Source organism: Bacillus pseudomycoides DSM 12442, assembly GCF_000161455.1.
GTDB lineage: Bacteria > Bacillota > Bacilli > Bacillales > Bacillaceae_G > Bacillus_A > Bacillus_A pseudomycoides.
In genome coordinates, this window is sequence record NZ_CM000745.1 from 3,292,265 (window position 1) to 3,315,349 (window position 23,085).

Genomic DNA, 23,085 nt, shown 5'->3' on the forward strand with positions numbered 1-23,085 from the left:
TGTTTATCCCACCATTCCCATCAAGTATACTACAGTGAAAATAAACACCCAAACTACATCAATAAAGTGCCAGTAAATAGATGCAACGTAAAACTTTGGAGCATTATATAAATTCAGCCCGCGCTTCGCATTCCGAAAAACTAATGTTAAGATCCATAATAATCCGAACAATACGTGTAATCCATGAGTTCCAACAAGCGCATAAAACGCTGAACCAAATGCACTACTTCTCATCGTATGTTTGAATTCGTGTGTATAATGATAAAATTCATAAATCTCAAACCCTAAAAACCCTAATCCTAATAGTACTGTAACAAGTAACCAAAGCTGCATTTGCTTAAAGTTAAAGTTCTTCATATGATACATCGCATACACGCTTGTTAAACTACTTGTTAACAAAAGCATCGTCATAATAAAGACAAGTGGCATTTGAAACATTTCTTGAGAAGTGGGGCCACCGTTTGTAGAATTTTTCAACGCTAAATATGTGCCAAATAAGGAAGCGAACAATACAGTTTCGCCTCCAAGAAATAGCCAAAATCCAACAAACTTATTTTTCCCCTCAAGGGTTGCTTTTTCAGGCTCTGCTGGAAACGTTTCATTTGTTAATTTTTCCTCTACATGCATTACGCTGTGCCCCCCTTATCATCTAAATCTTCTTTATGAATATGATAACCATGATCATCAATTACTGAACGTAAGAACATTGCACCAAATGTAATGATAAGTCCAATAATTGCAACCAATAACCAAAACTTATCTTTCCCACCTTGCATGTACATCGCACCAAATGCTGCTATAAATAATCCAAGAGATATAACAAATGGTGAAAATGAAGGGTTTGGCATATGAATATCACTAACAGGCTCTGCTGGTGTTATTTCTTTATTCCCTTCACGTTTTTCAATCCAGAACGGATCTAATCCGCGAACGAATGGTAATTGTTTAAAATTGTATTCTGGTGTAGGTGCAGGCATTGTCCATTCTAATGTACGAGCATCCCACGGATCGCGGCCAGCTTTCTCTTTAGACAACGATGTTTTCACAACATTAAATAGTAGAACGATCGTTCCTAGCCCCATAAATACAGCACCAATCGAACTAATTAAGTTCCCCGTTTCTAATCCTTGGCCTGGTAAATACGTAAAGTAGCGACGTGGCATACCAATTAAACCAAGGAAATGCTGGATAAAGAATGTTAAATGGAAGCCGATAAAGAACAACCAAAATGTTATTTTCCCCAAGGTTTCATTTAATACTTTGTTAAACATAAGTGGCCAATAATAATGTGCACCTGCTAATAGTCCAAATACAACTCCACCAACGATTACGTAGTGAAAATGCGCTACAACGAAATAGTTATCATGGAATTGATAGTCAGCTGGAGCCGAGGCAAGCATGACCCCTGTTACACCACCCATTACAAATGATGGAATAAAAGCAACAGCCCACATCATTGGCGTTGTAAACCTGATACTTCCACCCCACATTGTAAAGAGCCAGTTAAATATTTTAATACCAGTCGGAACTGCAATTGCCATTGTTGCAACTGAGAAAATAGCGTTCGCAACAGGTCCAAGACCAACTGTAAACATATGATGCGCCCATACCATAAATCCTAAAAATCCAATTAACACCGTTGCAAATACCATAGATGAGTAACCAAATAGTCGTTTTTTAGAGAATGTAGCGAAAATTTCTGAGAATATTCCGAAAGCTGGAAGGATAAGAATATACACTTCTGGGTGACCGAAGATCCAGAATAAATGTTCCCATATAATCGTGTTCCCCCCTAAAGCTGGGTTAAAGAAACTTGTGCCAAATAAGCGATCTAACATAAGTAGTGCCAATCCCACTGTTAATGGTGGGAAAGCAAATAAAATAAGTGAAGAAGTTACAAATGTTGTCCATGTAAACATTGGCATACGCATATATGTCATTCCAGGTGCACGCATATTAATAATTGTGACAAGGAAGTTAATACCACCAATCAGTGTACCTATACCTGATATTTGTAACCCTAGTACATAAAAATCAACACCATGTCCTTTAGAAGCAAGAGATAACGATGCATAAGATGTCCACCCTGCATCAGGTGCCCCTCCTAAAAACCAACTTAAGTTTAAAAATACTCCACCGAAGAAAAATAACCAAAATCCAAGTGAATTTAAAAATGGAAACGCCACATCCCGTGCCCCAATTTGAAGTGGTACAGCGGCGTTCATAAATGCAAACACGAGCGGCATAGCTGCGAGGAAAATCATTGTTGTACCGTGCATCGTTAATACTTGGTTATAAGCATCCCCAACAAGAAAAGCATTGTTTGGAATCGCTAATTGAAGACGGATAAATAATGCCTCTATTCCGCCAATGATAAAAAACAATCCACCTGCAATTAAATAGAGAATGGCAATTTTTTTATGGTCTACTGTCGTCAAATAATCCCATATAACAGCACCCATCCCCTGTTTTTTTGCTACAGAACTCACGTTTTCAACCTCCCCTTCGCAAATAATCCCTCTTTACTTCTCAACTTTTAACGTTTTCAAATATGCATTTAATGCATCTACTTGACCGTCCGTTAAGTTGCCATATTTACCAGTCATTTTATTTCCTGGCTTCATATTTTCAGGATCCTTTAACCATTTTTTTACGTTTTCTTCATTATTTTCAGCAATGCCGGCAACCATATCGCGATCAGCAAAGTTTGCTAGGTTTGGTGCGATACGTGCAGAAGGTGGTCTACTATCATTTGATCCAGTTGCATGACAACCAATACAGCTTTTGTTGAATATTTCTTGACCTTCTTGTTCTTTTGGAGAAGAAACTTCCTTCTTACCATCAAGTTTCTTCATATCAGCAATCCAATCTTTGTACTCGCTTTCATCAAGAGCCTTTACTTTAAATTGCATTAAAGAATGTGATGGGCCACAAAATTCTGTACAAAAACCATTATAAGTTCCTGATTTATCTGCCTTTAACCACATTTTATTGACATTATCCGTATTCGTATCCATTTTCCCAGCTAAAGATGGGACCCAAAACGAATGTTTAATGTCAGCACCTTTCAAATTCAAATATACTTTTTTACCTGTGGGGATAACTAGGTCTTGCGAAGTTACTATCTTTTCTGATTTATAAGAAAATTCCCACCAATAAAGATTCGCTGTTACATCAACAACGATTGTGTCTTTATCAATATTCTTTTTCTCCATCGCACTTACATCAGCAAGTTTGAATGTATATGTAACAGTTGGAACAGCCAATATCAGCAAAAGAATAATCGGAATGACTGTCCATATAATTTCTAGTTTGTGATTTCCTTCAACTTGCTTTGGGATATAATCTTCTTGACCCTTCTTTTGTCGGAAACGCACAATTACATACAAGAAAATAATAGTAACTACAAGTACGACACCTACCATAATTGCACTTGCTAACAAGAGTAAATCATATTGCATTTTTGCTACTTCACCTTGCGGAATTAAAGTAGATTGAAAGGCTTTACCGCATCCCCCTAACAGTAAAGCCAGCAGTGAAACGAATGAAAGCAGTCGCCACTGTTTCTTCATACAAACAACCCCCACTTTCTTTGTGAATTAGATTGTACTTTATTTATAGTAAGTAAAGTAAATCTCAACGTAAAGAAATCCCCTCATGTCGTTGTCTTAGAAGAATGTAACTACAATCATTGACACAAATAAGATTGTCAAGTAATTCAAGGAGTAGACAAACATTTGTACGGACCATTTTATGTCATCCTTCTTACGGAATCCATAGAATCCTAATACGATCCATCCAATGTTAAGCAATGTTGCAATTACCATAAATGTTACTCCCAGTCCACTCATATAAAATGGTAATGGTAATAAACATACTGTCCAAATCATGATTTGACGTTTTGTAATATCAAATCCATGTACAACAGGAAGCATGGGAATACCTGCATTTCGATATTCATCAACACGTTTCATCGCTAACGCGAGGAAATGTGGGATTTGCCAAATAAACATAATTAAAAATAGCATCCAAGCAATTGGATGATCTAAACTAGGATCAACTGCTGCCCAACCAATTAAAGGTGGAACTGCTCCAGATACACTACCTACTACTGTATTAAGTGTATATGCTCGTTTTGTCCATAATGAATACAAAACAACGTATGTGAAAGCACCGATGAAACCTATAATTGCTGCCATTGGTGTTGTAAATAACAAGAATACAAAACCAAGAAGCAATAAAGTCATACCTAATGTTAACGCAAAACCAGGTTTATATTTTCCTGTTACTGTCGGACGATTTTTTGTCCGTTCCATTAAGTGATCGATATCCCGATCAATATAGTTATTCAAGCTACATGATCCTGCCATAATTAAAGCCGAGCCGACAATTGTAAAGAACATTTTATCCAAATGGTTAACAGCATTTAATCCATTAAAATGTAAAGCCAACCAAAATCCTGTAAATACCGTAAGTGTATTCGAGTTTACAATCCCCATCTTAACGAGCGCTAATAAATCTTGTACACGTGTTGTTTCCGGCACATTTGTTATAGCTGACTCATCATGCAGCTCACTTGTTGCATGGTTCATCATTTCAACCCCCTCTTAAAACTTTCATCCTTCTTTCGCGTCTTTACTTTACAAAAGTATTACGCTTCTATATAGCAATATTATTACAGTAGAAATGTTGTTTTCTCACTCTACTACTAATCTACGCTCATACTCGAGTATATTAAATCATATTTCCCTAACAATTTGTGAAGAAAACGTGAACTTTTTGTGTCGGATAACAAAAAAGTTTCTCCCATTACTTCCTAATCATAACATGAGGTTACCTTCTATAATAAACTATTTTGTCATATTTAGCATATATTCTTCCCATTTCTTTTTATAACAGAAATGATTTCTCCTAAAATATGTAATTAAAATCCCGTTTTTTTCTTATTCCAAACTCTTTATCCCCTCTCTCCATTTCTTTGCTATTTTATTATTTTTTATATATCATAGGACTGTAGCGCGTTTTGTTCTATAAAATTGATGGAATGAAAATATTTCGCAATAACTTCATAACAGAAAGATGGTGAAACAGATTGCAACGCTTTATTAAATGGTTAGCAGTCATTACAAGCCTCGACTTACTAGGGGTTTTATTAGGAGGGGCTTTAGTTACAAAAACAGGTTCAGGTCAAGGATGCGGTAAATCCTGGCCACTTTGTAATGGTGAACTCGTTCCCTCTAATCTATCAATGGAAACGATTATTGAACTAAGTCACCGCTTAACATCCGGATCGGCAGGGATTCTCGTTACACTTCTTTGTATCCTATCCTGGAAATATTATAAACATGTACGTGAAACAAAAACGCTAGCTGTTTTATCTTTCGTATTTTTAGTGGCACAAGCACTCATGGGAGCTGCCGCAGTTGTTTGGGGACAAGTACCTGCTGTATTAGCTATTCATTTTGGTATTTCTTTAATTTCGTTTGCTTCTGTCATTTTACTAACGTGCCTTATTTTTGAAATCGACAAAAAATTCGATGCACGTTCTCTCATCATGGACAAAAAAATGAAATTTCATATTTACGGTGTAACAATTTACAGTTATATTGTCGTCTATACAGGAGCTTTAGTACGTCACGAGCGTGCAAGTTTAGCTTGTCCAGACTTTCCACTTTGTAGTAAAAACAGACCATGGCCTACTCAATTGCATGAATGGGTTCAAATGGGACACAGGGTTGCCGCAATATTAATATTTGCTTGGATCCTATACGCAATGATTGTTGCTATTCGTCACTATAAACAGCACCAGGTTGTATATTGGGGATGGATTATCTCATTTATTCTCGTTACACTTCAAGCAGTTGTTGGTATTTTAGTCGTTTATACTAATGCAAGTTTATCAATGGCATTGTTACATTCACTCTTTATTTCTTGTCTCTTTGCTGTATTATGCTATTTAGTCATGTTAGGTACACGAAGCACAGCAAATGCAAAAGAGGCACACCCATCAACTACAACGCAAAATAAACAATCGTTTTAATAACTTGCCACTGTGGCAAGTTATTATTTTTATATAAAGAAAAGAGCTGCCTTCAAGCAACTCTTTTCTTTATTATTATTGTTCTAGTTCAATAAGTAAATCGCCTGTTTGAATCGCATCTCCATCTTTTACATATACTTTCTTCACTTTTCCATTGAATGGCGCCTGAACCGTCGTTTCCATCTTCATCGCTTCTGTAATTGCCATGGAATCGCCTTTTTTCACTTCATCACCTTCATTTACAACAACTTTAATGACCGTTCCCGGCATTGTTGCACTAATATGATTTGGATTCTCACGATTCCCTTTCACACGCTGCGCGACTGTTGATTTAACACCTTCATCTTTCACAACAATTTCACGCGGTTGCCCGTTAAATTCAAAGTAAAGTACACGTGTCCCATCTGGTTGTGGTTCACCAATTGATACTAATTTAACCATTAATGTTTTACCACGTTCAATTTCCACACCAATTTCTTCACCAAGCCTCATACCATAGAAGAATGTTGGCGTATCGAGTACAGACACGTTTCCATAAAGCCCAGCGACTTTTTCATAATCCATAAATACTTTTGGATATAATGCATATGCAACAACATCAAAAATCGTTACTTCACGTCCAAGTTTATGGAACAACTCTTCTTTTAAAGCATCGAAGTCCACTGGTTCTAACAATTCCCCTGGTCTTACTGTTAATGGCTCTTTCCCTTTTAAAATGATTTTTTGTAATTCTTTCGGGAAGCCACCATATGGTTGTCCAAGATCTCCAGAGAACATTTCCACAACAGAACCTGGGAAATCTAAAGAATGTCCACGCTCAAAAATGTCTTGTTCTGTAAGGTGATTTTGTACCATAAATAGCGCCATGTCGCCAACAACTTTTGATGATGGTGTTACTTTTACAATATCACCAAACATATCATTTACACGGCGATACATCACTTTCACTTCATCAAATCGGTCTCCTAAACCAACTGCTTTCGCTTGTTGTTGAAGGTTACTATATTGGCCACCTGGCATTTCATGCATATATACCTCTGTATGAGGTGCATTCATACCACTTTCAAATGGTGCATAATATTTACGAACATCCTCCCAGTAATGTGAAAGTTTTTCTAATGAATTCACATTAACATCTGGTTGTCTTTCATTTCCACCTAGCGCATAATATAACGTATTTGCACTTGGTTGTGATGTTAGACCTGCCATTGAGCTTACAGCTACATCGACAATATCAACACCTGCTTCAATTGCTTTCGTATACGTTAAAACACCATTTCCACTTGTATCATGCGTATGAAGGTGAATCGGAATCGATACCGTTTCTTTTAAAGCAGAAACTAAATCATAGGCTGCATTTGGTTTTAATAATCCAGCCATATCTTTAATACCTAGAATATGTGCTCCTGACGCTTCCAATTCTTTCGCTAAGTTTTTATAATAATTTAAGTCATATTTACTGCGCATTGGGTCATGGATATCCCCTGTATAACACATTGTTGCCTCTGCAATTTTGCCACTCTCTCTTACAGCATCAATTGCAACTCTCATACCTTCCACCCAGTTTAAGCTATCAAAAATACGGAATACATCGATACCAGCTTGCGCTGAACATTCTACAAATTTTTGAATTAAATTATCTGGATAGTTTTTATAACCAACCGCATTTGATGAACGAAGAAGCATTTGGAATAAAACATTTGGCATTCTTTCACGAAGTTCTAATAATCGTTCCCATGGATCTTCTTTTAAGAAACGATACGCAACATCAAACGTTGCACCGCCCCACATTTCCGCTGAGAATAAATTCGGTAACATTCTAGCTGTCGGTTCAGCAATTTGGTTTAAATCTTTTGTACGAATCCGTGTTGCAAGTAATGATTGGTGTGCATCTCGGAATGTTGTATCTGTTAAAAGTACACGTTTTTGATCTTGCACCCATTTTACTAATCCATCCGCTCCGCGTTCGTCTAAAATTTGTTTTGTTCCATCTTGAATCGATTCATAATGTTTTACATTTGGTATACGTGCATCTGGGAAAATTGGCTTCTCTTTCTTCCCTACTCCTGGGAAACCATTTACTGTTACCGTACCAACATAACTTAACATCTTTGTTCCACGATCTTTACGTTTTGGAAACACGAACAGTTCAGGTGATGCATCAATAAATGACGTATCATATTCCCCTGACAAGAAGTTTTTATGTTTTACTACATTCTCTAAGAATGGAATGTTTGTTTTAATCCCACGAATACGAAACTCTTTTAAGTTGCGCTCCATTTTCGCAGCTGCTTGTTCAAATGTAAGCGCCCAAGTTGTTACTTTTACAAGTAATGAATCATAGTACGGTGTAATAACAGCCCCTTGGAAACTGTTACCTGTGTCAAGACGAACGCCAAAACCACCACCAGAACGATACGCCATAATTTTCCCTGTATCAGGCATAAAATTATTAAGCGGATCTTCTGTTGTTACACGAGATTGAATCGCATAACCATGCACAATAACGTCTTCTTGTTTTGGTATACTTACGATTGGGCTATGTAAAGCGTGTCCATCTGCAATTAAAATTTGTGACTGAACAATATCAATGCCTGTAATCATCTCTGTAATTGTATGTTCTACTTGAACACGTGGATTTACTTCAATGAAATAAAAGTCATCGCCTTTTACAAGGAACTCAACCGTACCAGCATTTAAATAATTTACATTTTTCGTTAACTGTACCGCTGCTTCACAAATACGATGACGAAGATCATCTGAAAGTGACACGCTTGGCGCAATTTCAACTACTTTTTGATGACGACGTTGTACAGAGCAATCACGCTCATATAAATGCACAACATTTCCTTCTTCATCTGCTAATATTTGAACTTCTATATGTTTAGGTTTTTCAACGAATTTTTCAACATACACTTCATCATTACCAAAAGCTGCTTTCGCTTCTGATTTTGCACGATCATAAGATTCTTTTAATTCATCACCGCTACGTACAATACGCATACCGCGGCCACCACCACCAAGTGATGCTTTAATAATTATCGGGTAATCATACTTCTTAGCAAACTCTTCAACTTCTTCTAGTGAATTAATAGGTCCATCGCTGCCCGGAATAACTGGAATATTTGCTAATTGCGCTTGTGTTCTTGCTTTTACTTTATCTCCAAACATATCTAAATGTTTGCTCTTTGGTCCGATAAAGATAATTCCTTCTTCTTCACAACGTCTAGCAAATTGGATATTTTCTGACAAGAAACCATATCCAGGGTGAATTGCATCCACGTGATTGCTTTTTGCAATCTCAATAATACCTTCAATATCAAGGTAAGCATCGATTGGTTTTTTGCCTTCTCCCACTAAATAAGATTCATCCGCTTTATAGCGATGGTAAGAACCGCTATCCTCTTTTGAATAAATTGCAACTGTATTTAATCCAAGTTCTGAACAAGCTCGGAATACACGAATTGCAATTTCTCCACGGTTAGCTACTAAAACTTTTTGAATACGTTGCAGCTTTGTCATGATTTTCCCCCTCTACTTTCCTACCACTTTAGAGATTAAATAGGTACACGCTCTAAAAGCGTGAAGTTCTTCACTTTCTTTTCTAAACTATACTCGGAAAGCTTCACCTTATTTTTATACATCATACCTTATTTTTTAACAAATGATAAGTTTTCTGATCAATTTGTTTCACAAAAATAGTATAGCACAACTCTTCTTTTTCTGACAGTTTTATTGTATAACACATTAAAATATTTATGACACACTATTGTTATTTAAACCAAACAAAGTATAACTTATTAAAAAACAACATAATAAAAAGGTTTTGTGTCATCAAACACAAAACCTTTTTATTTCACAACAACAAGATGTGGCTCACCTTGTTGTTTTTTCTCATATATTTCTTTTTGTTGCTTCTCTTGTCGTTTCACATAACTCCCTAAGTTCAACAATATACCCATTGCAAATAGATTCGCCATTAAAGAACTACCACCATAACTGACAAACGGCAAAGGCACACCAGTAAGAGGCATTAGCCCAGACATACCACCAATGTTAACAAACGTTTGCACCCCAAACAGGCTAGCAATACCTATAGCAATTAAACTTCCAAATGGATCCTTACACTTTTGAGCAATTCGCAATGCACGAATAATAATAAGTAACAAACTAATTAAAACAATCGCTACACCGACAAAACCAAGTTCCTCAGATATGATCGCCATAATAAAGTCTGTATGCGGCTCAGGTAAATACCCAAATTTTTGTATACTATTACTAAGTCCTCTACCATTCAGTCCACCTGAAGCAATTCCAATAAAGGAATTCACCAGCTGAAATCCATCACCCTGTGGATCATCAAATGGATTTAAAAACACCGCAAAACGTGCTTTTTGATAAGGTTTCAATGCATAATTACCAACTAAGTATAAAAGCGGAATCCATACAATTGTGCTTAATGCAAGACGCTTTATCCACTTGTTAATCGGAATCCCTGAACAAAGAAACATAATTCCGACAATACCTATGATTAACAAAACTGTTCCTAAATCATTTTGTTTACGAATTAAAAACAATATTAATCCTATAAACATAATCGTACCTGCTGATCCCTTCCAAACTGAAGTATCAGTTTCTTGCCTTCTCGCAAAGAAACGCGCGAGTACAATAATGATAGCAATTTTAACAAATTCAGCGGGCTGTATACCAAGCACCCATGCTTGCGCACCATTTACTTTCTTTCCAATCAATAATGCTAACGCTAGCAATCCAATACTACCTGTCATCATTAATAACAAAACAATTCGTTTTCTCCAAACGTGGTACGGAATAGCAACGATAATTCCTAACCCTACGGTTCCAATAGCTAGAGCTAATAATTGCTTATTAAAAAAGAAATCGGCCGGTTTTTCATGCCTTGTAATTGCTACAATAGAGCTAGAACTGTATACCATTATAACTCCCAGTACACATAAAATAACAAGAGGAAGCAATAATGAATAATCCATTGACTTCCATACTTTTTTCATTCAATATCCTCTTTCTGTTTTCAGTTTAATTGTTGTATTCCATATGTATTGGAATTCTTCCTGCTTTATTATACAAATAAAAAGCTCAAACTTAGTCAGTTTGAGCCCCCTTATTTGAACCCTTTATTATTGTTTGTTTGTAAATGCTTCATGAAGTGCTGATAATTCCCGTTCGAGCTCTCCTAACATTTCTTTCCCTTGCTCTTCTGTAATAAGACCAAGACGAACCGCAAAGTCAACTTCACGGGATAGTCCAAACATTTGCGTGTCCAACACTTCTTCATATAATGGACATTGCGGCATCGTAAGGTGGTCCATTTGCACCTTAATAAGTCTTAAAATCTTCTCCGCATCCGCTTTTAGAAGGGCAAGTGCCTTTTCCTGATGATTTGCTACTGTCTCAGACGCCAAATTGATTCCCTCCGTTTCCGTCCTACTCTTCTATCCTATCTATTAATATTAGCGATAGTTTTAATAAATTGCAATAGAAACATTTTTTGTGACAATCGTGTCTAATGCTATTATACTGAAAAGTGGGAGCATAATACAAATGGGGGAACAACAATGAGTGAAATTTTATTTATAAATGGAAAAGTACGCTTTCCGATCACACTTGACCCAAGCGTTTGGATTTTTGATGATCGAAAAGTAGATTTAACAACTTACTTCACCGAAACGAAAGAAGAAAAATCAGAATTAGAAGACTATCTCAAGCACACTTCCGAACATTGGGATCGTGAAATCCGTGATGGTGCCGCTTTTCCACCTATTCAAAAAAGCGTAAAAAAATTTAAAAAGGAACAGCTTATTACAGGAACGTTTGGCATACCACTTCATCCCTTTTTCAAAAATGCTGAAATTACAGCTGAAGCAACACATGTTGAAATCCACACATTGCATGATTCAATCACACTTTCATTAGAAGAAGCAAACAATGTTATTCTTGGATTTTCAAAAGATGGAAAACCATTACGAGAAGATGGACCTGTCCACCTTTACTTTGGTGACGGCTCTAATATAAACAATCCAATTCGAAATATCCGTAAGTTTACAATTATTTAAAAAAGGAGTAGGCAAAAGCCACTCCTTTTTTTCCACTCTTTGCGGTCAGAAGTATTCCCACCTCAAAATTTAACAACAGCAAAACAGTTAGACTTCGGTTGATGAAATCCCTCACTGATTAAAGTTTCACTTTATAATAAGTCCGCTGCTAGTTGTGCTAAATTAGAACGCTCTCCTTTTACAAACTTTACATGTCCGCTAATTTTTTGTTCTTTAAATTTCTCTACAACATACGTTAAACCATTATTATATTCATCTAAGTAAGGATGATCAATTTGTTGTGGATCTCCCATTAATACAATTTTACTTTTTTCTCCAACCCTTGTTAATATTGTTTTCACTTCATGTTTCGTTAAATTTTGCGCCTCATCAATAATAATAAATTGATCTGGAATACTTCGTCCTCGTATATAAGTAAGCGCCTCTACTTCAATTGAACCCATACCCGCTAAAATCGCATCTAATTCGCCTGGTTTTTTTGTATTAAATAAATACTCTAGATTATCGAAAATTGGTTGCATCCACGGTCTTAACTTTTCTTCTTTTTCTCCTGGTAAATATCCGATATCCTTACCAACTGGAACAATCGGCCGAGCAACAAGGAGTTTTTTGTACAATCCTAAATCCTCCGTTTGCATAAGACCAGCAGCTAACGCGAGTAATGTTTTACCAGTTCCTGCTTTCCCTGTTAACGTTACGAGTGGAATATCTTCACGAAGCAACAATTCTAATCCCATAATTTGCTGCACATTCCGTGGACGTATTCCCCAAACTTGCTCATTATGAAAAATAAGTTTCTTCACTTTTTTCCCTGAATAATCAACAATTCCAAGTGCAGAGCTAGAACCACCTAATGCATCTTTCATCACGATAAATTGATTTGGATAAAATGGATGATTTGCAATTTCCGATAAAGGAAATTCTCCTTTTTCATAAAAATAATTGAGCTGTTCTTTTGATATGTAACCTTCTAAAAAACCTGAATATATATTTTCTACTTCAATTACACGATCACTTAAATAATCTTCAGCTTGTAAACCAAGAGCATCTGCTTTTACTCTCACAAGTACATCTTTACTTACTAAAATGACAGACTTTCCATTCTCTTTCTCTTGCTCTTCTAAGAATAAATTTTTCGCAACAGCTAAAATACGATTATCGTTTGTTTTTTCAACAAAAATATCTTGCAGTTGAACAAATGAGCGATGGTTTAATTCAATACGAAATGTCCCTCCATTTTCAAGGGGTATACTCTCATGCAGTTTTCCTAATTCGCGAAATTTATCTATCAATTTAGATACATAACGAGCATTTCGTCCGACTTCATCCATGTAGCGTTTTTTCGAATCAACCTCTTCTAATACAACTGCTGGAATCACTACCTCATTTGTTTCAAAAGAAAAAATAGATAAAGGATCCTGCAAAAGTACATTCGTATCTAACACATAAATTTTATCCAACCTGTTACCCCCTGACTCCACTTTTAAATTTGTAGAACAAGGGTTTCATCCATAATCATGATATGGACGAACCATTGTTATAATTATATGTAATGTATTAACGAGGCAGAATCGAAATTCATATAAATTAAAACTTTTTTTAATCATTTTTCTCATTCATAACTAGGTATCGTATTCATTCGTCAAAATTTATATTCTAACATGCAGCAAAGATTCCTTATTCACTCAGGTTAAAATAGCAGAAAAGGATGAACAACCATAGTGTTCATCCACTTTTCTACAATTCTTTCATCGCCGTTAACACTTGATTATCAAGTGTTTCAGCAGCACGAGGATCATATGTTTTTTCATATGTTGGTTCCGAAGCAAGCTTTGCTCCATAAAACATAACATCACGTACTTCTTGAACAGATACTTCTACTACAGTTAATTTGAGTGGACTGCCATCCAATCTCTCCTTTAAAATCTTTGCTTCACCGCTAATGGAAAATACAGATTCATTTGCCATTACAGTGAGTACAATCCCTGCATGATGGCGCAAATTTTCCGCAATACGAGAGCGTTGATCAATCGCAAATCGAATACTTGTCTCATTTATTGCATATACCCATGAAATAGCACTTACATTCGGAACAGCCTTTTCAAAATCAATTGTTGCAATTGTTATAATACGTCCTTCACGTAAAGATTGAACTAAAGAATCTGTCAATGTAGGTTCTACTACATTTGCCATATTTCCACCTCCAAAATTTTATTTATCTTAATGATAACTTATTTTTCGAATTGCGAAAATATTATTTTTTCCCCCTATAGTTCAAAAATATCAAATTTACATGATATACTTATATCGATAGAATTTGTATTGAGGTGACGAAATGAGAGTCAAATGCATGCTTTGTGATAAAAAAGAAGAGTTAGATGACGAAAATCCTATGGCCAAAAGGCTTCGTAACCGTCCTATTCATACATATATGTGCATGGAATGCACAGAACGTATTGCAGAACGTACAATGGAACGCCATGCAACTGGAAATTTCCACTTATATCGTGATAAAACAATAGAAGATGAGTGGTAAACTGTCAAATAAGTCCTTAATCATTCAGATGAGGGCTTATTTATATTTCTCCGGCTCTCGTTTCATTTGATCTAAGAAACAATCTATAAGCTCTATCGGAAATCTTGTAGAATATTTTTCTCCTTCTTGTTCATATGTAACCAAATACATATCTTCTTTTTTTTCCACCGTTATATCTCTTAATTGATGATCTTCATGTAACATGTGATGAAACAGTAAATATGTTTCTTGCGCAGCTGCATCATGCGGGCGTGCTTCCGCGACAGTTTTAATTGTTAGCCAATTATATAACGCATCTTGTACAGAACGCATGAAACATCCCCCCTTTAACCCAATCTTTGTTGCTTTGCTTGGCGTAAGCGTAATCTATAAATACCGAATACAATCGCTGTCACAACAAGTCCTTCTCCTACTGGTAAAAACACTCCCAAAAAAGTTAAAACTGTACATCCAATTGCTAAGGATACATAAATCACAATGTTTTTTAGTAACGGTAACTTCCTAGCAAATCCTAATTTATATACGAGTGCACTTAGTATAATCATTGTACCGTAAAGCTGCCACATCCCTACTTCTGGATTCACATCTACATTGTATAACTTTGCAAAAAATGACATTCTCTCTAGCATTATACTTCTCCCCTTCATCTAGCAAAGATGAATATAAATCCCCCTATCTAAAATAAAGATAGAAAATAATCCATATCGGCCAAATTCATTCAACTAACTAGCAGCGCCTTACTTCTTAATTTTTAAATTCTATGTTGTCTACTATAAGATTACCTTGTAGAAAAAATACTGTCTAGACAAAAGATTAAATTTTCGAAAAATAAATAAATTAAAAAAGCTGCCTTTTTAATGAAAAGGCAGCTTTATCTTTTACGCTTCTACAGATTTCTTTTTCTTAGCAGCTCTTTCGCGCTCGCTCTTATCAAGAATCTTTTTGCGAAGACGGATTGATTCTGGTGTTACTTCACAGTACTCATCGTCATTTAAGTATTCTAATGACTCTTCTAATGTCATGATACGAGGTTTTTTCATTGTTGACGTTTGGTCTTTTGTTGCAGAACGAATGTTAGTTTGTTGTTTCATTTTTACAACGTTAACTGTTAAATCATTCTCACGTGTATGCTCCCCAACAATCATACCTGCATATACTTCTGTACCTGGTTCAACAAAGATTACACCACGATCTTCAACTTGCATAATACCGTATTGTGATGCTTTTCCTGTTTCAAGTGAAACTAGAACACCTTGGCGACGTCCACCAACTTGTCCAGCATGTACTGGCTGATAGCTATCGAATGTATGGTTTAAAATACCGTAACCACGTGTTAAAGTTAAGAACTCTGTTGTATAACCAATTAGGCCACGTGCTGGAACCATAAACGTAAGACGAACTTGACCGTTTCCGTTATTCACCATATCTAACATTTCACCTTTACGTGCACCCATTGACTCCATAATAGAACCAGTATACTCTTCTGGCACGTCAATTTGTACACGCTCTACAGGCTCACATCTTACACCATCAACATCTTTAATAATTACTTCTGGTTTAGATACTTGTAATTCATATCCTTCACGACGCATGTTCTCAATTAAGATTGATAAGTGTAACTCTCCACGTCCAGATACAATCCATGCATCAGGAGAATCTGTGTTATCTACACGTAAGCTTACATCTGTTTCTAGCTGTGCACGAAGACGCTCTTCAATTTTACGAGATGTAATATATTTACCTTCACGACCTGCAAATGGACTGTTATTTACAAGGAATGTCATTTGTAATGTTGGCTCATCGATACGTAGTAATGGTAATGCCTCTTGATGCTCAACTGGACATACTGTTTCACCAACGTTGATGTCTTCCATACCTGAAACAGCTACTAAGTCTCCAGCTTTTGCTTCTTCAATTTCTTGGCGTTTTAATCCAATGTAACCAAATAATTTAGTTACACGGAATTGTTTTACACTTCCGTCAACCTTCATTAATGCTACTTGTTGTCCTACTTTCATTGTACCGCGGAATACACGGCCAACCCCAATACGGCCAACATAGTCATTGTAATCAAGAAGTGCTACTTGGAATTGAAGTGGCTCTTCGCTATTATCAATTGGTGCTGGAATATGTTCAATGATTGTGTCAAATAATGATTTCATATTCTCTTCTTGATTTGCTGGATTTGAATCTAAGCTTGCTGTTCCATTCATTGCTGACGCGAATACAACAGGGAACTCTAATTGATCTTCGTTTGCACCAAGCTCAATGAATAAGTCAATTACTTCGTCAACCACTTCATCAGGACGAGCAAAGTCACGGTCAATTTTGTTTACAACCACGATCGGAGTTAAGTTTTGTTCTAATGCTTTCTTTAAAACAAATCGTGTTTGAGGCATACAACCTTCGTATGCATCAACAACAAGTAAAACACCATCAACCATTTTCATAATACGCTCTACTTCACCACCGAAGTCAGCGTGTCCAGGTGTATCTAAAATGTTAATTCGTTTATCTTCATAGTGAATCGCTGTATTTTTCGCTAAAATGGTAATACCGCGTTCTCTTTCTAAATCATTTGAATCCATTGCACGCTCTTCTACGTGCTCATTTGCACGGAACGTCCCCGCTTGACGTAATAATTGGTCAACAAGTGTTGTTTTACCATGGTCAACGTGGGCGATAATTGCTATATTGCGTAAATCTTGTCGTTTTTTCAACATGTCCAACTCCTAGTGTCTTTTTAATCCTTCTCTATTATAAGAGCGAAGGTGATACAATGGCAATCAAAATAAAATCAAGAATGAAAATATAGTTGTATTCTTACTTTTGTGAAAGTAAAATGAAATTGGAGGGTGAAGATATGGAACACATTCAATATCGCTTTTTATTAACGGCTATTATCGGTGTTATTTTCTTAATTGGCATTGGAATTATGATTGCTGAAAATAGTCCCATCGGTATTATTATTTGCATTATTGGCACATTTGTTACAGTTGGATATGGATTTATAACAAAACGCAAAATGCGCAAATCACAGTAACAGTAAAAAGTAAGAAGCTACTTCTTGGCCTCTTACTTTTTTTGTTACTGTGATACAAATGGTAGTAACTCTTCATATACTCCCGGCTTCGCAACTAATACACTGCTTTTTTCCACGATAGAAAGAGTAGTGCCAGCAAATGTCGTCACCTTACCACCAACTTCTTCTACAATAATCATTCCACCGCCAAAATCCCAAGGAGATAATCGTGGCGTCACGTAAGCATCCAATCTTCCGGTTGCAACATAGACCATTTCTAGCGCTGCACATCCATATGATCGTGTCCCTCTTGCCACTTTCACAAGCTGCATCATTTTCTCCATATTAAGTAATGGATTATCAGTGAGCCAAGTTGCATTTAACGCAATTATTCCATGCTCCACTGTACTTTTCTCAAGAGTAGGAATGGATGTATCATTACAAAAAGCTCCTTCACCTTTTACAGCATGATACAGTTCTTCATGAACCGGATCATAGACAAGACCGATTTTTCCGATACCGTTCTCATAAATGCCAATTGAAATCGCAAAGTTTCTTTTTTGATGAACAAAATTCATCGTACCATCAATTGGATCAATTAACCAAACAACTCCATCCGAAGAAGCAACCTCATCTCCATACCCTTCTTCTCCTAAAATATAATGATCTGGGAATGTTTGTTTAATTTTTCCAATCAAGAACTGTTCTGTTTCTCGATCCATATTTGTTACTAAATCAGCTGCATTTGATTTTGTCTCTACAATAAGTGTCTTTTGCAATGATGCCATTAAACGCTCGCCAGCTTCTCGAATCCACTGCTTTGCATTTGTATCGATTTCTTTCCATACCTCTTGCATGTTTAAACACTCCGATCTATACTGTTCACAGAAAAAACGAACCCTTTATAAGGTTCGCACCAACTTATTTTTTATACATATACTATTATTACGCTTCTAAACGAATCATTTCAAGTCTTAGTACTTCTAATTTTTGCACGCACTCTTCTTTTTTCTGATTATCATTTTCCATCATTGCATCGTATAGCGTTGCTAATTCATAATCTAACTCCAATCTTAGCACCGGAATTCTTTTTTCAGCATCTGTTCTCTTTAACGCATTAATCACCTGTCTCATTTTTATTGCCTCCTCCCAATATTCGTCTGCCCTTGGACTGTAATTAACTCAATTTTCTGATTTTTTGTTTTATACTATATTATGTTGGATAAATCATCTATGCAACAAAATTATATTTTTTTACGTGAATTTTTTATGCTGATTTTTTTATGAATAGTACAAGCTATGCTAAAATTAAAAACAAACTAGGAGTTGGAGGAACAGTCATGACATTACAAACATTTAAAGAAAAGGACTTTGCAGTCTTTTCTGTTGATGGCCTTGAAGAGCGAATGAATGCTATTAAAACAAACATTCATCCTAAATTAGAAGCTCTAGGCGAACAATTTTCTCATTATTTATCAGAACAAACTGGTGAAACTTTCTTCTATCATGTAGCGAAACACGCACGTCGTAAAGTCAATCCACCAAACGATACTTGGGTTGCTTTTTCAACAAATAAACGCGGTTATAAAATGTTACCACATTTTCAAATCGGTTTATGGGGAACCCACGCTTTCATATACTTTGGTTTAATCTATGAGTGTCCACAGAAAGTGGAAGCGGCTCATGCCTTCTTAGGACATTTAAATGATTTAAAAACAAATATACCAAATGACTTCGTTTGGTCCATTGACCATACTAAACCAGGTGTAAAACCGCATAACATGCTTGAAGCAAATGAATTACAAAAAATGATTGAACGCTTAGCCACTATAAAAAAAGCAGAGTTACTAGTAGGTATTCACATCTCACCAGAAGAATTTTCAACACTTACTGATGAACAATTTCTTACAAAGGTTGAAGCTACGATGCAATCACTCCTTCCTTTATATAAAATTTGTAATCGATAGTAGAAAACGGACAATGTACATTGTCCGTTTTTAGTTGTTATCCCATTATAGCACTTTGAATTTAAATTTTCAAAATATTTTATACTTTTACAATCTTTTGTTCTTCTACTTCTTTCGCTTTTTGAATTGCCCGATATATAGAGTAACCACTTACCTCTTGAAACTCTTTATCAATTTTCTTCTCTTCTGCTTTCGACGGTACAATTTCTTTAAAACGACGATATAATCTCATCAATTCTTCTCTAACGATACCTTTTTCATATGCCTTTTCAATTGCCTCATAGAATGTCACGATTGCAATCATCTCATCATTTGACCAATCATAATCAAGTGGATATTGATATTCCATATGTACACCTCATCCATTTTTATTTTCTACCATTATGCTACCTTAAAAATAAAACTTTCAACCTTCTTTGCTATAGCCACTTTGCATTATACACTATTTCTCTTTTATTATGGAATTGTCTCCCTTCATATTGAAGACAACAGAGCAATAAAAGACATATGTCTTCTTTCTTGTTTGAAACTGAACCACTGATAAAGTGAAATTCCAATCATTTCTTTCGCATTCTTCACTAATTATGAGCCCTGATCAATCGGGCTTTTACGTACATTCTATCCCCCACCTAATTTCTTTGCTTTCACTGATTTTTAAGAGGTAGATATTATTGACTGCAACTAATAGGATGAAATATAACTCTATCTGTAGGATTCGACGTATCTCTTCGTTTTCTCTGAACCTTGGGCCAAGAGCTTCCTACCTACGAATAAAAGAATAAACTTACTACTAATTATGCATATAATAAAAATAATAATTTTACCTATACATATATAATCATTGGTGATATAATGCTTTTGTTTTATTGAAAATAAAGTGAAGCTTCCATGACAAGATTTTTGAATGGTAAGTAGAACAATTCAAGTTCTTATAGACGGTTATATAACTATACAGGGGAAATAACTTTCTTATTGAACAAGATAAACATAAAACAATTCATAATAAATATTACAAAGAAGAAGGGGTGTATAGATTGTCCCAATACAAAACACCATTGTTTACCGCTTTAGTAGAGCACAGTAAGCGAAATCCAATTCAATTCCATATCCCAGGTCATAAAAAAGGACAAGGAATGGATCCTATGTTTCGCGAATTTATTGGGCATAACGCATTAGCAATTGATTTAATTAATATCGCGCCGCTCGATGATTTACATCATCCAAAAGGTATGATTAAAGAGGCTCAAGACTTAGCAGCGACTGCGTTCGGTGCAGATCATACTTTCTTTTCCGTCCAGGGAACAAGCGGTGCAATTATGACAATGGTGATGAGCGTTTGTGGCCCAGGTGATAAAATCCTTGTACCACGAAACGTTCATAAATCTGTAATGTCAGCCATTATTTTCTCAGGTGCAAAACCAATTTTCATTCATCCTGAAATTGATCCGAAGCTCGGTATTTCACACGGGATTACGATTCAATCTGTAAAAAAAGCACTTGAGGAGCATTCAGATGCAAAAGGATTACTTGTTATTAACCCAACGTATTTCGGATTTGCTGCAGACTTACAACAAATTGTAAAATTAGCTCATTCCTACGATATACCTGTATTAGTAGATGAAGCTCACGGTGTTCATATTCATTTTCATGAGGAACTACCGATGTCAGCCATGCAAGCTGGTGCAGATATGGCAGCAACAAGTGTCCATAAATTAGGAGGATCCTTAACACAAAGTTCTATTTTAAATGTAAAAGAAGGTCTTGTGAATGTAAAACATGTCCAATCTATTATTAGCATGCTTACAACAACATCAACTTCTTATATTCTATTGGCTTCTTTAGATGTTGCCAGAAAACGCCTTGCGACTGAAGGACAAGAATTAATCACAAAAACAATTCAGTTAGCTGAACATGTCCGCAATACTGTAAATAAGATTGAAAACCTATACTGCCCTGGTAAAGAAATGTTAGGTACGGATGCAACATTTAGTTATGATCCAACAAAACTGATTGTATCTGTCAAAAATTTAGGTATTACAGGTCATGAGGCAGAATTATGGTTAAGAGAACATTACAACATTGAAGTCGAGCTTTCGGACTTATATAACATTCTATGCCTCGTTACATTAGGGGATACAGAGGATGAAACCAACATTCTCATCCAGGCCTTACAAAAACTAGCAACTACATTTAAAGATAGAGCGGACAAAGGTGTTCAAGTACAAGTTGAAATTCCAGAAATCCCTGTACTTGCCCTCTCTCCTCGAGATGCTTTTTATTCAGAGACAGAGGTCATCCCATTTGAAAATGCTGCTGGCCGCATTATAGCTGATTTTGTAATGGTTTATCCACCAGGGATTCCAATCTTTACTCCAGGTGAAATTATTACACAAGAAAACTTAGATTACATTCATAAAAATTTAGAAGCGGGTCTGCCAGTACAAGGTCCCGAAGACATGACATTACAAACATTACGCGTTATTAAAGAATATAAGCCTATCATTTGATAGGCTTTTTTTTCACCATTTTTTCTTTTACTCATACCATACTAAAGAATGTAACGTATAGGTGGGGATACAGTTATGATTGTGATTGGTCGTTCTATTGTACATCCTTATATCACGAGTGAAAACGAACCGTTCGCTACTGAGAAACAACAAATATTAGCCATTATGGCTGGAAATCAAGAAATATATGCATTCCGAACGGCTGATGAACTCATTTTCGATCTAAATTTACGAATTCATATTATTACATCTGCCTTAGAACTCTTTCAAAGCGGACTTCAATTCCGTACATTCCAAGAGTCCTATTGTAACCCTGAATTTTGGCAAAGGACACCACTGGGAGGGTTTCAACTACTCCCATATGTACCACCCTCCGTCGCGATACGAGATATTTTTAAAAACGGAAAAAAATACGGAACAGAATGTGCAACAGCAATGATTATTATTTTTTACAAAGCACTTTTAGCTCTATATGATGACCAAATCTTTAATCACTTATTCGCAAACCTTCTACTATATACATGGGATTATGATCAAGATTTAAAACTGGTGACAAAAACCGGTGGGGATATCGTTCCTGGCGATCTTGTTTACTTTAAAAACCCACAAGTAAATCCAGCTTCGGTTGAGTGGCAAGGAGAGAATGCCATTTATTTAGGCAATTTCTTTTTTTATGGGCACGGTGTAGGAGTACAAACAAAAGAACAAATCATTTATTTATTAAATGAACGAAGAATTCCTTATGCTTTTATCTCAGCATATTTAACAGATTTTATTACACGAATAGATAGCCGTCTTATGAGTCAACATACTTCTGTTAATAATCTACAAACAACACTCAAATTTATTCCCATCAGGGACGATGCAATTGTTGCAACGGTTGGTCATACAACTACAATCTATTAAAAAAGGCGCCTGCAG

General features: G+C 35.9%; 22 protein-coding genes. 7 read left to right on the forward strand and 15 right to left on the reverse strand.

Going from position 1 to position 23,085, the window contains the following annotated elements; genetic code table 11:
- Window positions 1-3: 3 nt before the first annotated feature.
- The 4 genes from ctaE to cyoE form a co-directional block, all read right to left on the reverse strand.
- Window positions 4-627, reverse strand: coding sequence for a cytochrome c oxidase subunit III (gene ctaE, locus BPMYX0001_RS16575; protein WP_003199716.1), 624 nt, complete (start codon window positions 625-627; stop codon window positions 4-6).
- On the reverse strand, window positions 627-2,462 hold the full coding sequence (ctaD, locus tag BPMYX0001_RS16580) for a cytochrome c oxidase subunit I (protein WP_170957067.1): 1,836 nt from the start codon (window positions 2,460-2,462) through the stop codon (window positions 627-629). Before ctaD ends, ctaE begins: the two co-directional genes overlap by 1 nt.
- 60 nt (window positions 2,463-2,522) lie before the next feature.
- Complete coding sequence (gene coxB / locus BPMYX0001_RS16585) at window positions 2,523-3,572, reverse strand: cytochrome c oxidase subunit II (RefSeq protein ID WP_018764771.1); 1,050 nt, start codon at window positions 3,570-3,572, stop codon at window positions 2,523-2,525.
- Between the two features lie 96 nt (window positions 3,573-3,668).
- The gene (cyoE, locus tag BPMYX0001_RS16590) at window positions 3,669-4,592 is read right to left on the reverse strand and encodes a heme o synthase (protein ID WP_018780890.1); all 924 of its coding nucleotides are present in this window, start codon (window positions 4,590-4,592) and stop codon (window positions 3,669-3,671) included.
- A 500-nt stretch (window positions 4,593-5,092) separates the two neighbouring features.
- Here cyoE and BPMYX0001_RS16595 point away from each other — a divergent pair, with 500 nt between their 5' ends.
- A complete protein-coding gene (locus BPMYX0001_RS16595; RefSeq protein WP_006095798.1) occupies window positions 5,093-6,040 on the forward strand; it encodes a COX15/CtaA family protein in 948 nt (315 codons plus the stop codon).
- A gap of 75 nt (window positions 6,041-6,115) precedes the next feature.
- Here BPMYX0001_RS16595 and pyc read toward each other — a convergent pair whose 3' ends face one another.
- The 3 genes from pyc to BPMYX0001_RS16610 form a co-directional block, all read right to left on the reverse strand.
- Entirely contained in the window at window positions 6,116-9,562 is a 3,447-nt protein-coding gene (gene pyc, locus BPMYX0001_RS16600; RefSeq protein ID WP_006095799.1) for a pyruvate carboxylase, read from the reverse strand.
- Between the two features lie 329 nt (window positions 9,563-9,891).
- On the reverse strand, window positions 9,892-11,070 hold the full coding sequence (locus BPMYX0001_RS16605; RefSeq protein ID WP_006095800.1) for an FtsW/RodA/SpoVE family cell cycle protein: 1,179 nt from the start codon (window positions 11,068-11,070) through the stop codon (window positions 9,892-9,894).
- A 126-nt stretch (window positions 11,071-11,196) separates the two neighbouring features.
- The gene (locus BPMYX0001_RS16610; RefSeq protein ID WP_006095801.1) at window positions 11,197-11,481 is read right to left on the reverse strand and encodes an Fpa/YlaN family protein; all 285 of its coding nucleotides are present in this window, start codon (window positions 11,479-11,481) and stop codon (window positions 11,197-11,199) included.
- A gap of 153 nt (window positions 11,482-11,634) precedes the next feature.
- Here BPMYX0001_RS16610 and BPMYX0001_RS16615 point away from each other — a divergent pair, with 153 nt between their 5' ends.
- Window positions 11,635-12,132, forward strand: a complete 498-nt coding sequence (locus tag BPMYX0001_RS16615) for a molybdopterin-binding protein (protein WP_006095802.1) — start codon at window positions 11,635-11,637, stop codon at window positions 12,130-12,132.
- A gap of 131 nt (window positions 12,133-12,263) precedes the next feature.
- Here BPMYX0001_RS16615 and BPMYX0001_RS16620 read toward each other — a convergent pair whose 3' ends face one another.
- Together BPMYX0001_RS16620 and BPMYX0001_RS16625 are read right to left on the reverse strand one after the other, a co-directional pair.
- Window positions 12,264-13,592: a PhoH family protein gene (locus tag BPMYX0001_RS16620; protein ID WP_018764776.1), complete on the reverse strand. Its 1,329-nt coding sequence runs from the start codon at window positions 13,590-13,592 to the stop codon at window positions 12,264-12,266.
- Window positions 13,593-13,869: 277 nt separating this feature from the next.
- Window positions 13,870-14,325 carry a pyridoxamine 5'-phosphate oxidase family protein gene (locus BPMYX0001_RS16625; RefSeq protein WP_006095803.1) on the reverse strand — a complete coding sequence of 152 codons (456 nt, stop codon included), beginning with the start codon at window positions 14,323-14,325 and terminating at the stop codon, window positions 13,870-13,872.
- Between the two features lie 142 nt (window positions 14,326-14,467).
- On the opposite strand from BPMYX0001_RS16625, the gene BPMYX0001_RS16630 reads away from it, so the two are divergent.
- Window positions 14,468-14,668, forward strand: coding sequence for a YlaI family protein (locus BPMYX0001_RS16630; RefSeq protein ID WP_016116066.1), 201 nt, complete (start codon window positions 14,468-14,470; stop codon window positions 14,666-14,668).
- Window positions 14,669-14,704: 36 nt separating this feature from the next.
- On the opposite strand, the gene BPMYX0001_RS16635 is transcribed toward BPMYX0001_RS16630, so the two are convergent.
- From BPMYX0001_RS16635 to typA, 3 genes are all read right to left on the reverse strand, one after another.
- On the reverse strand, window positions 14,705-14,980 hold the full coding sequence (locus BPMYX0001_RS16635) for a hypothetical protein (RefSeq protein ID WP_006095805.1): 276 nt from the start codon (window positions 14,978-14,980) through the stop codon (window positions 14,705-14,707).
- A gap of 14 nt (window positions 14,981-14,994) precedes the next feature.
- Window positions 14,995-15,297, reverse strand: a complete 303-nt coding sequence (locus BPMYX0001_RS16640) for a YlaH-like family protein (protein ID WP_006095806.1) — start codon at window positions 15,295-15,297, stop codon at window positions 14,995-14,997.
- 249 nt (window positions 15,298-15,546) lie between these two features.
- On the reverse strand, window positions 15,547-17,391 hold the full coding sequence (gene typA / locus BPMYX0001_RS16645) for a translational GTPase TypA (protein ID WP_006095807.1): 1,845 nt from the start codon (window positions 17,389-17,391) through the stop codon (window positions 15,547-15,549).
- A 140-nt stretch (window positions 17,392-17,531) separates the two neighbouring features.
- On the opposite strand from typA, the gene BPMYX0001_RS16650 reads away from it, so the two are divergent.
- Window positions 17,532-17,711, forward strand: coding sequence for a DUF5325 family protein (locus tag BPMYX0001_RS16650; RefSeq protein ID WP_000400124.1), 180 nt, complete (start codon window positions 17,532-17,534; stop codon window positions 17,709-17,711).
- Between the two features lie 44 nt (window positions 17,712-17,755).
- On the opposite strand, the gene BPMYX0001_RS16655 is transcribed toward BPMYX0001_RS16650, so the two are convergent.
- Both BPMYX0001_RS16655 and BPMYX0001_RS16660 read right to left on the reverse strand, forming a co-directional pair.
- On the reverse strand, window positions 17,756-18,547 hold the full coding sequence (locus BPMYX0001_RS16655; protein WP_006095808.1) for an inositol monophosphatase family protein: 792 nt from the start codon (window positions 18,545-18,547) through the stop codon (window positions 17,756-17,758).
- An 88-nt stretch (window positions 18,548-18,635) separates the two neighbouring features.
- Window positions 18,636-18,824, reverse strand: coding sequence for a hypothetical protein (locus BPMYX0001_RS16660; protein ID WP_001250169.1), 189 nt, complete (start codon window positions 18,822-18,824; stop codon window positions 18,636-18,638).
- 206 nt (window positions 18,825-19,030) lie between these two features.
- Here BPMYX0001_RS16660 and BPMYX0001_RS16665 point away from each other — a divergent pair, with 206 nt between their 5' ends.
- On the forward strand, window positions 19,031-19,657 hold the full coding sequence (locus tag BPMYX0001_RS16665; RefSeq protein ID WP_018780883.1) for a YktB family protein: 627 nt from the start codon (window positions 19,031-19,033) through the stop codon (window positions 19,655-19,657).
- Between the two features lie 79 nt (window positions 19,658-19,736).
- Here the strand turns inward: BPMYX0001_RS16665 and BPMYX0001_RS16670 are convergent, their stop codons facing one another.
- Window positions 19,737-20,006 carry a UPF0223 family protein gene (locus tag BPMYX0001_RS16670; RefSeq protein WP_003199680.1) on the reverse strand — a complete coding sequence of 90 codons (270 nt, stop codon included), beginning with the start codon at window positions 20,004-20,006 and terminating at the stop codon, window positions 19,737-19,739.
- 685 nt (window positions 20,007-20,691) lie between these two features.
- Between BPMYX0001_RS16670 and BPMYX0001_RS16675 the strand changes: the two genes are divergently transcribed.
- Window positions 20,692-22,164: an aminotransferase class I/II-fold pyridoxal phosphate-dependent enzyme gene (locus BPMYX0001_RS16675; protein WP_016116071.1), complete on the forward strand. Its 1,473-nt coding sequence runs from the start codon at window positions 20,692-20,694 to the stop codon at window positions 22,162-22,164.
- A gap of 75 nt (window positions 22,165-22,239) precedes the next feature.
- On the forward strand, window positions 22,240-23,070 hold the full coding sequence (locus BPMYX0001_RS16680; RefSeq protein ID WP_006095809.1) for a protein-glutamine gamma-glutamyltransferase: 831 nt from the start codon (window positions 22,240-22,242) through the stop codon (window positions 23,068-23,070).
- Window positions 23,071-23,085: the final 15 nt, after the last annotated feature.

Coding starts and splice junctions, on each gene's coding strand:
- BPMYX0001_RS16650 (WP_000400124.1), top strand. CDS start 17,532: ATGGAACACATTCAATATCGCTTTTTATTAACGGCTATTATCGGTGTT.
- pyc (WP_006095799.1), bottom strand. CDS start 9,562: ATGACAAAGCTGCAACGTATTCAAAAAGTTTTAGTAGCTAACCGTGGA.
- BPMYX0001_RS16670 (WP_003199680.1), bottom strand. CDS start 20,006: ATGGAATATCAATATCCACTTGATTATGATTGGTCAAATGATGAGATG.
- ctaD (WP_170957067.1), bottom strand. CDS start 2,462: ATGGGTGCTGTTATATGGGATTATTTGACGACAGTAGACCATAAAAAA.
- BPMYX0001_RS16625 (WP_006095803.1), bottom strand. CDS start 14,325: ATGGCAAATGTAGTAGAACCTACATTGACAGATTCTTTAGTTCAATCT.
- typA (WP_006095807.1), bottom strand. CDS start 17,391: ATGTTGAAAAAACGACAAGATTTACGCAATATAGCAATTATCGCCCAC.
- ctaE (WP_003199716.1), bottom strand. CDS start 627: ATGCATGTAGAGGAAAAATTAACAAATGAAACGTTTCCAGCAGAGCCT.
- BPMYX0001_RS16640 (WP_006095806.1), bottom strand. CDS start 15,297: ATGCTAGAGAGAATGTCATTTTTTGCAAAGTTATACAATGTAGATGTG.
- cyoE (WP_018780890.1), bottom strand. CDS start 4,592: ATGAACCATGCAACAAGTGAGCTGCATGATGAGTCAGCTATAACAAAT.
- BPMYX0001_RS16630 (WP_016116066.1), top strand. CDS start 14,468: ATGAGAGTCAAATGCATGCTTTGTGATAAAAAAGAAGAGTTAGATGAC.
- BPMYX0001_RS16680 (WP_006095809.1), top strand. CDS start 22,240: ATGATTGTGATTGGTCGTTCTATTGTACATCCTTATATCACGAGTGAA.
- coxB (WP_018764771.1), bottom strand. CDS start 3,572: ATGAAGAAACAGTGGCGACTGCTTTCATTCGTTTCACTGCTGGCTTTA.
- BPMYX0001_RS16615 (WP_006095802.1), top strand. CDS start 11,635: ATGAGTGAAATTTTATTTATAAATGGAAAAGTACGCTTTCCGATCACA.
- BPMYX0001_RS16665 (WP_018780883.1), top strand. CDS start 19,031: ATGACATTACAAACATTTAAAGAAAAGGACTTTGCAGTCTTTTCTGTT.
- BPMYX0001_RS16660 (WP_001250169.1), bottom strand. CDS start 18,824: ATGAGACAGGTGATTAATGCGTTAAAGAGAACAGATGCTGAAAAAAGA.
- BPMYX0001_RS16635 (WP_006095805.1), bottom strand. CDS start 14,980: ATGCGTTCTGTACAAGATGCGTTATATAATTGGCTAACAATTAAAACT.
- BPMYX0001_RS16605 (WP_006095800.1), bottom strand. CDS start 11,070: ATGAAAAAAGTATGGAAGTCAATGGATTATTCATTATTGCTTCCTCTT.
- BPMYX0001_RS16655 (WP_006095808.1), bottom strand. CDS start 18,547: ATGCAAGAGGTATGGAAAGAAATCGATACAAATGCAAAGCAGTGGATT.